Source organism: Methylobacterium cerastii, from assembly GCF_022179125.1.
Classification (GTDB): Bacteria; Pseudomonadota; Alphaproteobacteria; order Rhizobiales; family Beijerinckiaceae; genus Methylobacterium; species Methylobacterium cerastii.
Genome location: NZ_BPQG01000036.1, coordinates 41,225 through 53,614, shown reverse-complemented (window position 1 = coordinate 53,614; position 12,390 = coordinate 41,225). Strand labels below are relative to the sequence as shown.

12 protein-coding genes are annotated in these 12,390 nt (G+C 72.9%); 4 read left to right on the top strand and 8 right to left on the bottom strand.

Translation table 11 applies throughout. From position 1 onward, the window contains the following. The first annotated feature begins 235 nt into the window (after nt 1-235). From MFF13_RS12610 to MFF13_RS12595, 4 genes are all read left to right on the top strand, one after another. A complete protein-coding gene (locus tag MFF13_RS12610; RefSeq protein ID WP_147830200.1) occupies nt 236-1,669 on the top strand; it encodes a lipopolysaccharide biosynthesis protein in 1,434 nt (477 codons plus the stop codon). Next, nucleotides 1,666-2,820, top strand: coding sequence for a GNAT family N-acetyltransferase (locus MFF13_RS12605; protein WP_238272274.1), 1,155 nt, complete (start codon nt 1,666-1,668; stop codon nt 2,818-2,820). Before MFF13_RS12610 ends, MFF13_RS12605 begins: the two co-directional genes overlap by 4 nt. A gap of 164 nt (nt 2,821-2,984) precedes the next feature. Further along, nucleotides 2,985-4,169, top strand: coding sequence for an acyl-CoA dehydrogenase family protein (locus MFF13_RS12600; RefSeq protein WP_147830204.1), 1,185 nt, complete (start codon nt 2,985-2,987; stop codon nt 4,167-4,169). 46 nt (nt 4,170-4,215) lie between these two features. Further along, nucleotides 4,216-5,292, top strand: a complete 1,077-nt coding sequence (locus MFF13_RS12595; RefSeq protein ID WP_147754230.1) for an ROK family protein — start codon at nt 4,216-4,218, stop codon at nt 5,290-5,292. An 18-nt stretch (nt 5,293-5,310) separates the two neighbouring features. Here the strand turns inward: MFF13_RS12595 and MFF13_RS12590 are convergent, their stop codons facing one another. From MFF13_RS12590 to MFF13_RS12555, 8 genes are all read right to left on the bottom strand, one after another. Further along, entirely contained in the window at nt 5,311-5,943 is a 633-nt protein-coding gene (locus MFF13_RS12590; RefSeq protein ID WP_147830206.1) for a DUF2939 domain-containing protein, read from the bottom strand. A 28-nt stretch (nt 5,944-5,971) separates the two neighbouring features. Then, nucleotides 5,972-6,523, bottom strand: a complete 552-nt coding sequence (locus tag MFF13_RS12585) for an RNA pyrophosphohydrolase (protein WP_147754232.1) — start codon at nt 6,521-6,523, stop codon at nt 5,972-5,974. Nucleotides 6,524-6,592: 69 nt separating this feature from the next. Further along, on the bottom strand, nt 6,593-7,840 hold the full coding sequence (locus MFF13_RS12580) for a divergent polysaccharide deacetylase family protein (RefSeq protein ID WP_147830208.1): 1,248 nt from the start codon (nt 7,838-7,840) through the stop codon (nt 6,593-6,595). A gap of 196 nt (nt 7,841-8,036) precedes the next feature. Continuing rightward, complete coding sequence (locus tag MFF13_RS12575; RefSeq protein ID WP_147754234.1) at nt 8,037-9,359, bottom strand: S41 family peptidase; 1,323 nt, start codon at nt 9,357-9,359, stop codon at nt 8,037-8,039. Further along, nucleotides 9,359-10,702 carry a murein hydrolase activator EnvC family protein gene (locus MFF13_RS12570; protein ID WP_147830210.1) on the bottom strand — a complete coding sequence of 448 codons (1,344 nt, stop codon included), beginning with the start codon at nt 10,700-10,702 and terminating at the stop codon, nt 9,359-9,361. The genes MFF13_RS12575 and MFF13_RS12570 overlap by 1 nt, the downstream gene beginning before the upstream one ends. Nucleotides 10,703-10,769: 67 nt before the next feature. Continuing rightward, nucleotides 10,770-11,267 (bottom strand): 23S rRNA (pseudouridine(1915)-N(3))-methyltransferase RlmH, encoded by a 498-nt coding sequence (gene rlmH, locus MFF13_RS12565; protein ID WP_147830212.1) that lies wholly within the window; start codon nt 11,265-11,267, stop codon nt 10,770-10,772. A gap of 11 nt (nt 11,268-11,278) precedes the next feature. Further along, complete coding sequence (gene rsfS / locus MFF13_RS12560; protein ID WP_147753630.1) at nt 11,279-11,629, bottom strand: ribosome silencing factor; 351 nt, start codon at nt 11,627-11,629, stop codon at nt 11,279-11,281. Nucleotides 11,630-11,757: 128 nt separating this feature from the next. Next, entirely contained in the window at nt 11,758-12,381 is a 624-nt protein-coding gene (locus tag MFF13_RS12555; protein WP_281406733.1) for a nicotinate-nucleotide adenylyltransferase, read from the bottom strand. Nucleotides 12,382-12,390: the final 9 nt, after the last annotated feature.

The following is a 12,390-nucleotide window of genomic DNA, read 5'->3' as shown; positions in this document are numbered from 1 at the left end:
GCCCTCTCAAGCGGACCCATCTGTCGGCCGCTGACGCTGCCCGTTGGCTATGCGCCTTCGCAGTTGCGAAGTCAACGGCCGGTCGACCGTCGCGGCGATGCGGGATGGACGCCACGGCACGACCGGTGCAGCGTCCGCCCATGCGACCCCGCACACCGTCCCGAGTCGTCCCGCGATGGAGCGGATTAGCCCCATCCCGGGATCGCGGCGCAGCGCGCCTGCACGGCACCTGCGGATGATCACGCACCACACGGCGATCTACGTCGGCTCCCGCGGCTTCGCGGCGGCGATCAACCTCGGTTCGGTCGCGGTGTTCACGCGGCTCGCGCCGCCGGAGAGCTACGGCACCTACCTTTACATCCTGTCGTGGTCGCTGGTGCTCTACGGCGCCACCTGCCAGTGGCCGAAATTCGCGTTCTTCGCCCTCTACGACGAGGCGAGCGAGGGGGCGCAGGTCGGCACCGTCCTGCGCATCCTCCTGTGCACGCTGACGCTGGCGGCGGTGGGCAGCGCGCTCGCGGTGGCGCTTCACATCGTTTCCCCACGCATCGCCGCAGCCATCGTCGCGCTCGCCTTCGGCACCACCCTGTTCGAGGGCGCCACCGAGATCGCGCGCACCCGGCTTAAGGCCGTCGCGGTGGCGATGTCGGTGATCCTGCGCGGAATCCTCATGCTCGGCCTCGGCGGCGCGGTGCTGACGGTCTCGGGCGACGCCGTGCACCTTTCGCTGGCTGTGGCCGCCGCCTACGCGCTGTCGTCGATCCCGGCGGCGGCCACCGTCGTGCCGCTGATGCCGGGGCGCGGCAGCCGTGCGGAAGCCTTGCGCCTCATCGCCTACGGCTGGCCGCTGGTTCTGTCCTTCGGCATCGCGGCCTTGGCCCAGGTGGTCGACCGGCTGATCATCGTGAAGACCATCGGGCCGGAGCATCTCGGCGCCTACGGCGCGATCGCCGACTTCCTCAAGCAGAGCTTCGTCGTGTTCGGCGAGGCGCTCGCCCTGTCGCTGATCTCGATCGCCAAGCGCGAGGCGCGCGCCGGGGGGATGGCGGCGGCAACCGCGGTGCTGTGCGACGCCGCCCGCGCCATGGCGGTGGTCGCGGCCTTCGGGGCCGCGTTCTACCTCAACTTCGACGGGATCGTCGTCTCGATCCTGCTCGGGCCGGATTACCGCGACCAGGCGCGCTCGCTGGCGCCGGTGCTGATCCTGGCCAGCGTCCTGATGATGTTCCGCGCCTACTACTTCGGGCAGATCATCTACTTCACCGACTCGAGCCGGCTCGAAGCCGTCGCCTCCATCGCGACGCTGGCGACGGTGACTGTGCTCTCGCTGGCGCTGATCCCGCATCTCGGGGTCGCCGGGGCGGCGATCGCCTTCGCGGCTGGGCAGGCGGCGGCCTGCCTCGTGTTCGTCCTCGGGGCGAACCGGCGCGGGTCCGGCCTGCCGGCGATGCCGCTGCCGCTGGCCGACGTCGCCGGCATCGCTGCGATCGCGCTCGCGACGGGGCTGGTCCCGACGGCGTTGTCCTGGCTCCCGGGCGGGGAGGGCGCGCCGATCCAGATCCTGCGCTTCGTCGTCCTGACCCTCGGCTTCCTTGCGGCCGTGTGGCGCTACGACGTGGTCGGCGTCGCAGGCGTCGTCCGCCACCGCCTCGGCCGCGTCGCCGGATGAGCGCGGGGCCGACGGCGATGGTGCCCGGCGGCCTGTTCGCCGCCCTGCGCCCGCTCGATCCGGCCTCGCCCGCGTCGGCGGCGTGGCGCGCGCTCGGCGCGGGCGCCTGCGTCCCCAACCCGTTCTACGAGGCCGACTACGCGCTGCCGGCGGCGAGGGCCTTCGGCGACGGGGTCCGGCTGCTCGTCGTCGCCGACCGGCCGCCGGAGGAGCCCGGCGCGCGCTGGCTCGCCCTATGGCCGTTCCGGAGCTCGCGCACCCGCTGGGGCGTGCCGTTGCCGGTGCTGGTCGGCTGGACCCACGGTTTCTGCCCGCTCGGCGTGCCGCTCCTCGACGGTACCGAGCCCGCGCGTGCGCTCCAAGCGCTGTGCGACGCGCCGCGCGCGCTCGGACTGTCGCCGCGGCTCCTGCTGTTGAACGCCCCCGCGGACGGCCCCTTCGCCGAGTTGCTGGCGGCCCGGACGAACCGGCGCGACGCCGCCTACTGGGCGCATGCCCGCGGCGCCCTCGACCTCGCCGGCCTGAAGCCGGCGGGGCGCGCAGGCTACCTCGACCACGTCAGCGGCAAGGGCCGGCGCAAGCTGCGCCTGGGGCGCGAGCGCCTGGAGGCCGGCGGCGCCGTCGCGTTCGAGACCGTCGCCGATCCGGCCGCCCTCGCCGCCGCGCTGGACGACTACGTCGCCCTCGAGACCGCGGGCTGGAAGGGCCGTGCGGGGACGGCGCTCGGCCAGCGCCCGGCGGAGGCCGCGTTCATGCGCGGGATGGTCGCCGGGTTCGGCGCGCAGGGGCGAATCCGGATCGTGCGCCTGCGGCGGAACGGGCGCACGCTCGCCGCCGCGATCCTGCCGCGCAGCGGCACGGAGGCGTTCGTGCTGAAGGTCTCCTACGACGAGGCGGAGGCCGCGGGCGCCCCGGGCGTCCGGCTCGTCCACCGCCTGACCGAGGCCGCGCTTCGCGACGGCGCGATCGACCGGATCGATTCCTGCGCCGCCCCCGACTACCGCCTGGCCGAGATGTTCTGGACCGGGCGTCGCGCCATCGCGCACCGGCTCGTGGAGGCCTCGCCCGACCGGTTCTTCCCGCTCGCCGCGGCCCTGGAGCACGCTCGCGAGCGTTATGCCGGGTGGCAGATGCGCCGACGGGTCCGATAGGGCGTTGCGGAGGCGGCGCATTGCCTCCAGGGTCCTGCAGGCCAGCCGGCCACGCCCGAAGAACGGCCAGCGGCAGACCGATCGCCCGGGAGGATCACATTTCCAACGCCCCCGCCGTCTCGTCCGGACAGCCGGACCGCCACGCCCCGAAGCCGCCGGAGCTGATGTCGCCCTGGCGCACGGACGCGCGCGTCGCGCTCCAGGCCGAGGCCCGCACCTTCGCCCGCGAGGTGGTGATGCCGCTGGCCGACGAACTCGACCCGCAGAAGGCCGAGATGCCGCGCTCGCTGATCGACGCCATGGCGAAGAAGGGCTGGTTCGGCCTGACGATCCCGGCCGAGCACGGCGGGATGGGGCTCGGCGTGTTCGAGTACTGCCTCGTCTCCGAGGAGCTCGCGCGGGCGTGGCTCTCGGTCGGCAGCATCCTGGCGCGGGGGCAGGGGCTCGGCACGCAGGTGCTCGACGACGGGCGGCGCGCCGACCTCCTGGCGCGGTCGGCGCGGGGGCAATGGATCGGCGGCATCGCGCTGTCCGAGCCGGCCGCCGGCTCGGACCTCGCCGGCGTGCAGACGCGAGCGGTGCGCGAAGGCGACCACTGGGTCCTGACCGGCACCAAGCGCTGGGCGGGCTTCGCGCGCGCGGCCGACTTCATCGAGGTGCTGGCCCGGACCCGCGATCCCGAGCCCGGCGAATCGCGTTCGGCGGGGCTGGAGCCGTTCCTCGTGGTCAAGCCGCCGGGGGAATTCCCCGAGGGCATGACCGGCCAGGTCATCGACAAGATCGGCTATCACGGCTTCCTGACGTTCCAGCTCGAACTCGACGGCGTGCGCGTGCCCGAGAGCGACCGGCTCACGGGGCTCTACGGCGACGGCGGGGCGGATGCGGATTCCGGCGGCTTCGCCTCGGTGCAGCGCGGCCTCAACATCGCCCGCGTCCACACCGCGGCCCGCGCCGTCGGCGTCGCGCGCGCGGCGGTCGAGGACACCCAGGCCTACCTGCAGGAGCGCGAGCAGTTCGGCCACCCGATCGGCGACTTCCAGGCGCTGCGCTTCGCGCTTGCCGACATGGCCGCCGAGGTGGCGCAGGCGCGCGCCTTCTGGTGCCAGGTCGCCCACCTCCTCGACCAGGGCGACGCGGCCGAGAGCGAATCCGCGATGGTGAAGCTGCTCGCCACCGAGATGGCGGTGCGCGTCACCAACCAGGCGATGCAGCTCCACGGCGGAAACGGCTACACCACCGAGCGCCGCGTCGAGCGGTATTGGCGCGACGCGCGGCTGACGACGATCTTCGAGGGCACCAGCGAGATCCAGCGCCGCATCATCAGCGACCGGATGCTGCCCAAGGCCTGATTCCCGCCCGGCCGACGCCCGCACGACACAGTCCATTCGAGGCACGATGACCGACGCCAAGGCCGAACACCGGACGCTCGCGCACGCCGCGGGCGAGCTGCCCTCTGTGCACGTGGACGACTACAACATCGAGCTCGCCAACGACGACGGCTTCATCGGCGACCGCGTCTCCAAGGGCGCCTTCCGGGACCTCGTCGAGGACTGGCGCGAGAAGCTGCGGCAAGTCGGCGACGACCCGCTCGGCGACGTGCCGAGCCGCGACGTCGGCAAGAAGCGCCTCGACCGGCTGATGCTGTCGGACGACCCGCTCGCCTCCGGCGTCGTCCTCGGCGCGGTCGAGGATTTCGCGCAGGAGCTGGCCACCGTCGTGCGGCGGTTCCTCCGGCAGAAGGCGTGGCGCGACACCCGCGCGATCGTGGTCGGCGGCGGCTTCAGCGACAGCCAGGCCGGGCGCTTCGCCATCGGCCGCGCCGCGGCGATCCTGCGCGCGGGCGGCGTCGACATCACCTTGCGGCCGATCCGCAACCACCCGGACGAGGCCGGCCTGATCGGCGCGGCGCACCTCGCCCCGTCGTGGATGTTCTCCGGCTACGACAGCCTGCTCGCCGTCGACATCGGCGGCAGCAACATCCGCGCCGGGGTGCTCGTCACCAACAGCCGCAAGGCGCCCGACCTGTCGCGGGCGGCGGTCTGGCGCTCGCAGCTGTGGCGCCACCGGGACGAGGCCCCCCAGCCGAGCCGCGACGAGGCGGTGGCCAAGCTCGTGCGGATGCTGCGCGGCCTGATCGAGCGCGCCGGGCGGGCGCGGCTCAAGCTCGCCCCCTTCGTCGGCGTCGGCTGTCCCGGGCTGATCGAGGCGGACGGCACCATCACCCGCGGCGGCCAGAACCTGCCGGGCAACTGGGAAAGCAGCCGCTTCCACCTGCCGAGCGAGATCGCGGCGGCGATCCCCGAGATCGGCGGCCACGAGACCACGGTGGTGATGCACAACGATGCGGTGGTGCAAGGGCTCAGCGAAGTTCCGAACATGACCGAGCTGGACCACTGGGGGGTGCTCACCGTCGGCACCGGCCTGGGAAACGCCCGCTTCTCCAACCGCTTGCGGGACGACGCTCACGGTTGAGTGCGGCGGCCCGACGCCTCAGTGCTGGGTAGCGGGCGCCCGCTCGCCGGCGCGGGCGCGGGCCAGCGTCCGCCCGAGGCGCTGGGCCATCTGCTCGCGCAGGGCCTCGGCGACCTCGATGTCGACGAGCCGCCAAGTCCAGCCGCGCAGGCGCAGGCGCACGCGGAGCTGGTCCTCCCGCGGCGCGTCGGGCGGGATCACGATCACCGCCGTGCGGAAGCCGCGCATCTCCGAGGCGATCCAGAACGGGAACACCCGCGCGATACGGTCGAGCCGGAGGCCCGCCGGCTTCACGCCGTCCGGTCGCTGGATGTCGAGGCTCTGCGGCCAGCCGTCGTCGAGCAGGTCGAGCACGGTCTCGGCGGTCACCATCGATTCGGCGAGGGCCATCGCCACGCCGACCGCCGCCTCGTTCAGGCGCTGGCGGTCCTTGGGCTCGAGGCCCGGATCGGTGTCCGAGGCGGCGCGCAACGCCGCGGTGGTCTGGCGGACCAGCGACAGGCGCAGCGTGCGGAAGTTGACGTGGCTCTGGACGTAGCCGACGTCGTGCGCCTTCACCGCCTGGGCGAGGTCGTAGAGCGTCCAGAGCGGCGTCAGGGTGAAGGCGAACCAGCCGAGCACCGCGACGAGGGGAATCGCCCACCAGCGCATCGCGCGGCCTATCGCACCGCCGCCGCGCTCACGCGCCGGCCGACCAGGTGCTCAAGGGGGCGAACGCCGCGACCACGCCTTCGTAGACCGGGCGCTTGAACGGCACGATCAGCCCCGGAAGCTCGGGGAAGGGCACCCAGCGCCACGCGTCGAACTCGGCCTTGTGGGCGCCCCCGCCGGGATGCTCGACGTCGATCACGCCGTCGTCGCCGAGGAACGCGAAGGCGAACCAGCGCTGCGTCTGCCCGCGGTAGCGGCCACGCCACGCCTGCTTCCGCACCTCGGGCGGCAGGTCGTAGGACAGCCAGTCCGGCGCTTCGGCGAGCAGGCGGACCGAGGCCGCGTCGACGTTGGTCTCCTCGTGAAGCTCGCGCAGGGCCGCGGCCTGGGGCGCCTCGCCGTCGTCGATCCCGCCCTGGGGCATCTGCCAGGCGAGGTTGCCCGACACGTGCTCGGGGCCGGCCTCCGGCTTGCGGCGGCCGACGAAGACGAGACCGGCCCGGTTGATCAGGGCGACCCCGACGCACGGGCGATAGGGCAGGTCTTCGGCGGAATCGCGGGTTGGGCTGTCGGTCTTCATCGGCGGCGACCATAGGGAGGGCCAACCGGCGCGGCAACGTCGAGACACATGTTATCGGCGCCGCCGGGATCAGTCCGCCTTCGTCACCCGCATCGCCTTGCCGCCGCGGAGCGCCACGCTCGCCGGCACGAGGCGGATGCCGCGGCCCTCGAGTTCGCGGCTCCAGCGGGCGATCCGCTCGATCGTCATCGGCTGGGCGCTGCCCGAGGCGAGGGCGAAGCCGTTGGTGCGGGCCTGCGCCTCGAGCCGGGCCAGCTCCCGGTCGATCGCCTCCGGCCGCGGCACGGCGTCGAGGACGACCTCGGCGCGGGCCGCCGGCACCTTGGCCTTGTCGAGGAGATCCCGGGCGACGCCGCGGGCGTTGGTGCCGTCGTCGAGGAAGCCGAGGCCGCGGGCGGCGATGTCGCGCAGCACCGGCTCGAACGCGGCCGCATCCGCCATGAACTTGGCGCCCATGAAGTTCGTCACGCCGACATAGCCCGAGAACCGGCTCATCGCCCAGGCGAGGCGGTCGGCGTTCTCGGGGGGCTTGGCGGAGGTGAGCAGCCCCTGCGGGCCGGGGTCGCTGTCGGGGAAGTCGAACGGCTCCATCGGCGCCTGGAGCAGGATCTCGTGGCCGAAGGCGCGGGCGCGCGCGGCGCTGCGCTCCGCGTCGTTGCCGTAGGGCGAGAAGGCGAGGCTGACGGCCGGGGGCAGCTTGACGATCGCGCTCGCGGTGGCCGCCTGGCCGACGCCGAGGCCGGTGAGCACGATCGCGATGCGCGGACCGGTGCCGGGCTCCTCGGGCCGGGCGTAGACGTCGAGGGGGCGGATGCGGCCTTCGCCGAGCTTCGGCAGGGTGCCGTGGCGCCCGCGCTCGGTCAGGCGCGGATCGGGGGCGGGGGCGAGCTTGGGTGCGTCGGCCTGCGGCACGCGGATCACCACCGCCTCGGCGGGTGCGGCCGAGCCGCCGGCCCGCACGACGGTGACGCCGGAGGCCGACTCGACCTCGACGGCGCTGCTCTGAAGCTTGGGTGCCGGAGCCGACTCGTTGGCCGCCACCGCGTCCGGCGACGCGGGCCGCCCTGCGACAGGCACGACGTCGCGAACGGTGATGGCGAGCTGGACCCGCGGCTCGCCGGCCTTCGGGTCGCCCAGCAGCAGCACGAGGCCGAGGAGGGTGAGCACGCCGCCGCCGACGCCTGCCGCGACCGCCCGCGGCGACCGGGCGAGGGTCTGCAGCCGGGCGCGCAGGCGCGCCAACCCGGCCCTGGGGCCGGGGGCTGGGACGTCGACCCCGAGGGGGCGCGTCAGGATATCGTCGGACGAGTCGCTCACCGGCCCTCGAGACAAGCGGCGCCGTGGAAGAATCGCCTGACGCGACGATGCGGTGCCCCGGCTCCATTTCCGGCCGCCATGGTTAATTTTTCGTGAGAGCGGATTCCGATCCTCGGCCCGGGGGCATCCGTCCACGAAAAACCCCCGCCCGGCTCGTGCCGGACGGGGGCTTGATGTTCCAACCGATCCAGGAGGATCAGTTCGGCATCGTCGGCTTCTGGGTGTTGGTGGCACCCTTCTGGATGCCGTGGAGGAAGTCGACGGCGGCGGTGATCTGCTTGTCCTTGGCCGGGTCGGACGGCATGTAGGCCGAGGAACCGCCGCGCTCCTCGACGTCCTTCTGCTTGAGGTGGCCCTTCAGGCCGGCCTCGCCCTTGGTCTCGTCCTTGCCCTTGAGTTCGTCGGGCACGTCCTGCACCACCTCGACGTCGGGCTCGATGCCCTTGGCCTGGATCGAGCGGCCCGACGGCGTGTAGTAGCGCGCCGTGGTGAGGCGCAGGGCGCCCGAGCCGCCGAGCGGGATGATCGACTGCACCGAGCCCTTGCCGAACGAGCGCGTGCCCATGATGGTCGCGCGCTTGTGATCCTGCAGGGCGCCGGCGACGATCTCGGAGGCCGAGGCCGCGCCGCCGTTGACGAGCACCACCACCGGCTTACCCTTGGTGATGTCGCCGGCCTTGGCCGAGAACCGCTGGGTCTCGTCCGGGTTGCGGCCGCGGGTCGAGACGATCTCGCCGCGGTCGAGGAAGGCGTCGGAGACCATCACCGCCTGGTCGAGCAGGCCGCCGGGGTTGTTGCGCAGGTCGATCACGTAGCCCTTGATCTTGTCCTGCCCGATCTCGCCCGAGAGCTTGTCCACCGCGGCCTTGAGGCCGTCGTAGGTCTGCTCGTTGAACTGGGTCAGGCGGATGTAGCCGATGTCCGTGCCCTCGACGCGCGAGCGCACCGGCTTGATCTTGATCACGTCGCGATTGAGCGTGACCTCGATCGGGTCCTTCGACTCCTTGCGGGTGATCTTGAGCTTCACCGGCGAGTTCACCGGGCCGCGCATCTTGTCGACCGCCTGGTTGAGGGTCAGGCCCTGCACCTGGTCGTCGTCGATCTGGGTGATGACGTCGTTCGAGAGCAGACCTGCCTTGGAGGCCGGGGTGTCGTCGATCGGGGTCACGACCTTGATCAGGCCGTCCTCCATCGTGACCTCGATGCCGAGGCCGCCGAACTCGCCGCGGGTCGTGGTCTGCATGTCGCGGAACGCCTTGGCGTCCATGTAGCTCGAATGCGGGTCGAGCGAGGTCAGCATGCCGTTGACGGCCGCCTCGATCATCTTCGCCTCGTCCGGCTTCTCGACGTAGTCGGTGCGGACCTTCTCGAACACGTCGCCGAAGAGGCTGAGCTGGCGGTAGGTCTCGGCGGAGGCCGCCACGGCGCGCGGGCCCGACAGGAAGTCGGTCTGCGTCGCGACCATCGACGTGCCTGCTCCCAGGAACGCGCCGAGCATGATGAGGGACGTCTTGCGCATTATCCGCGAACCTTCTCGCTGGGGCTTTTGGCCCACCAAGGCTCCGGATCGATGGAGCCGCCGTCCTTCTTGAATTCCACGTACAGGATCGGATCGCTGCCGTCGCCGCTCATCACCGGCTGGACCGCACTTCCCTCGCCCATGTTACCGACCGGCTCGCCCGCGAGGACGAACTGACCGACCTCGACAGAGATCTGATCCATGCCGGCTAGGAGAAGATAGTAGCCATCGCCGGCGTTGATGATCAAGAGTCGTCCATACGACCGGAACGGCCCCGCGAACTGCACCCACCCGTCGGCGGGAGAGGACACCACGGCCTTCGCGCGGGTCGCGAGCGAAATGCCGCGCGTCATCCCGCCGTTGCCGTCGGGCTGGCCGAAGCCGCGCAGCATGCGGCCGCTGACCGGGCGCGGCACGTCGCCCCGCGCATCGACGAACTTCACCTTCGGGGCGAGCTTGGCCGGGTCGCGGATGCCGGCGGCGGCGAAGCGGTCCTGCGTCGCCTTGGCCTCCCGCTGCTCGGCCGCCTTGGCCTCGTCGGCGGAGCGCTTGGCGGTGGCGACCTCGCCCTCGACGCGGTCGAGGAGGTCCTTCAAGGTCCGGGACTGGCCGGCGAGGTCGGCCGCGCGCGCGCGCTCGGCGGCGAGCCCGGCCTCGGCCTCCGCCTGCCGCGCCTTGCGCGCGGCGACGAGGGCGGCGAGGCGCTGCTGCTCGCGCGCCCAGCCGGCGAGGTCGTTCCGCAGGCCCTGCCGGTCCGCGGCGATCAGCCCGCGCAGGCGCACGAGCTCGGCGAGGTCGGCGGCCAGCGTGTCCACCTCGCCCCGCATCTCGGGCACGATCGCCCCGAGCAGCATCGAGGTGCGGATCACCGCCAGCACGTCCTCGGGGTTGACCAGCACCGCCGGCGGCGGGCGGCGGCCCATGCGCTGGAGCGCCGCCAGGATCTCGGCGATCACACCGCGGCGGGCGTCGAGGGAGCGGCGGATGGCCGTCTCGCTGCCCGAGAGCGTCTTCAGACGCTCCTCCAGGCGGCTCATGCGGTCCTCGGTGGCCTGCGACTGCCGGCCCGCATCGAGCAACGCCGCGTCGAGCTTGGCCCGGTCGCCGCCGATGCTCGCGATCTCCGCCTCGAACTGCGCCTTGGCGCCCACGCTGGCGGAGAGGGCGTCCTGGACCCGCTTGAGGTTGTCGGCGCGGCGGTCGCGCTCGTCGATGGCGCGCTGAATGCGCTCGGCCTCGGTGGCCGGCGCGGCAGCATCCTGCGCCCGAAGGCGGCTCGCGGGCATGGCGGCGAGGCCGGCGGCAAGTGCGGCGGCGAGAGCGCCCGTGGTGACCAGCCTCATGGCGTGCGTTTGCCGGCTCCGTGCATCACCGCCCCTGTCGTCCAGCATTGCGGCGCACGCGAGGCGTTCACCCGTCGGGATCACCGCGATGATACGGGTGCCCCGCCAGGATCGTGAGGGCGCGGTAGAGCTGTTCGAGGGCCAGGACGCGCACGATGCCGTGAGGCAGGGTCGCGGCGCCGAAGGAGAGGGTGAGGTCGGCCCGCGCCCGGACCGCGCCGTCGAGCCCGTCCGCGCCGCCGATGGCGACCACGAGGGCGGGCCGCCCAGCGTCGCGCCAGTCGCGGATGCGCTCGGCCACGCGCTCGCTCGGCAGGTCGGCGCGCCCGCGCTCGTCGTAGGCGACGAGGACGCCGCCGGCGGGCACCTGAGCCAACAGAGCGGTCGCCTCCTCGGCGCAGCGGTCGGGCGCGCGCCGCGCACGGCTCTCGACCATCTCGGCGATGTCGCAGCCGGTGAAGCCGAGGCCGCGCCCGAGCTGCGCCGCGCGTTCGCGGTAGCGCGCGGTCAGGTCGCGCTCGGGCCCGGTCTTGAGGCGCCCGATCGCGGCGACGAGGAGGCGCAAGGCGTCGTCGTTCAGTCGGCGGAGAGGCCCGAGGGGCGGTCGGCCCCCCACATCTTCTCGAGGTTGTAGAAGCCGCGCACCTCAGGCCGGAAGATGTGGACCAGGATGTCGCCGGCATCGATCAGCACCCAGTCGCAGGCGGGCATGCCCTCGACGCGGGCGGTGCCGAAGGACTTGGCCTTCATCTCCTGCGTGATGTGGTCGGCGATCGAGCCGACATGGCGCTGCGACCGTCCGGACGCGATGATCATCGTGTCGGCGATCGAGGTCTTGCCGGCGAGATCGATGGCGATCGTCTCCTCGGCCTTCATCTCGTCGAGACACCCGAGCACGAGCGTCCTCAGGTCTTCGACCCTGGCCAGGGCAGCGGTCTCGGAACCCTGGGTTCCCGTGTGGAGCGACTCGGACAGCGTCCTGATTCCTCGGATAGCGGCAGCGGCGGCGCGCGCGTGCGTAGAACCGCGGACTTTGGCCGGTTCCGGCCGGTAATTCAAGGTTCTCCGCCGCCGCGGCGCGCATCGCGGATCTGCGTCGAGGAGAGATGGGAGCGCGGGCCGTGCAGGAAGACCCAGGCCGGGGGGGGCATATCCGGTAGGGCGGAGGCGTCCGACTCGGGGATCCGGGCGGCGGAGAACCGCCGCGCGGCCCGCGCGCTTGGGGCGCTGAGCGTATGGCCGGGCCGGTCGATCACAGCCACCGGCATCAGCCGCATGATCTCGGCGGAGCCCTTCCACCGGTGGAAGCTCGCCAGCGAGTCGGCCCCCATGATCCAGACGAAGCGGACGCCCGGCCGCCGCCGCGCCAGCCAGCGCAGGGTGTCGCGGGTGAAGCGGGCACCGATCGCCGCCTCGAAGCCGGTCACCGCGATCCGCGGGTCGCCGCGTGCGACGGCGGCAGCCTGCGCGCAGCGCTCGGCCAGCGGCGCGATCGGCCGCCCGCGCTTCAGAGGGTTGCCGGGGGTGACGAGCCACCACAGCCGATCGAGGCGAAGGCGCCGCAGGGCCATGGTGCCGACATGCAGGTGGCCGGCATGGGCCGGGTTGAACGAGCCGCCGTAGAGGCCGATCCGCATCCCCGGCGCGGACGGCGGCAACGCGCCCTCACGCGGGGCCAAGGATCGGGA

Coding starts and splice junctions, on each gene's coding strand:
- MFF13_RS12610 (WP_147830200.1), top strand. CDS start 236: ATGATCACGCACCACACGGCGATCTACGTCGGCTCCCGCGGCTTCGCG.
- MFF13_RS12605 (WP_238272274.1), top strand. CDS start 1,666: ATGAGCGCGGGGCCGACGGCGATGGTGCCCGGCGGCCTGTTCGCCGCC.
- MFF13_RS12600 (WP_147830204.1), top strand. CDS start 2,985: ATGTCGCCCTGGCGCACGGACGCGCGCGTCGCGCTCCAGGCCGAGGCC.
- MFF13_RS12595 (WP_147754230.1), top strand. CDS start 4,216: ATGACCGACGCCAAGGCCGAACACCGGACGCTCGCGCACGCCGCGGGC.
- MFF13_RS12590 (WP_147830206.1), bottom strand. CDS start 5,943: ATGCGCTGGTGGGCGATTCCCCTCGTCGCGGTGCTCGGCTGGTTCGCC.
- MFF13_RS12585 (WP_147754232.1), bottom strand. CDS start 6,523: ATGAAGACCGACAGCCCAACCCGCGATTCCGCCGAAGACCTGCCCTAT.
- MFF13_RS12575 (WP_147754234.1), bottom strand. CDS start 9,359: ATGCGCAAGACGTCCCTCATCATGCTCGGCGCGTTCCTGGGAGCAGGC.
- MFF13_RS12570 (WP_147830210.1), bottom strand. CDS start 10,702: ATGAGGCTGGTCACCACGGGCGCTCTCGCCGCCGCACTTGCCGCCGGC.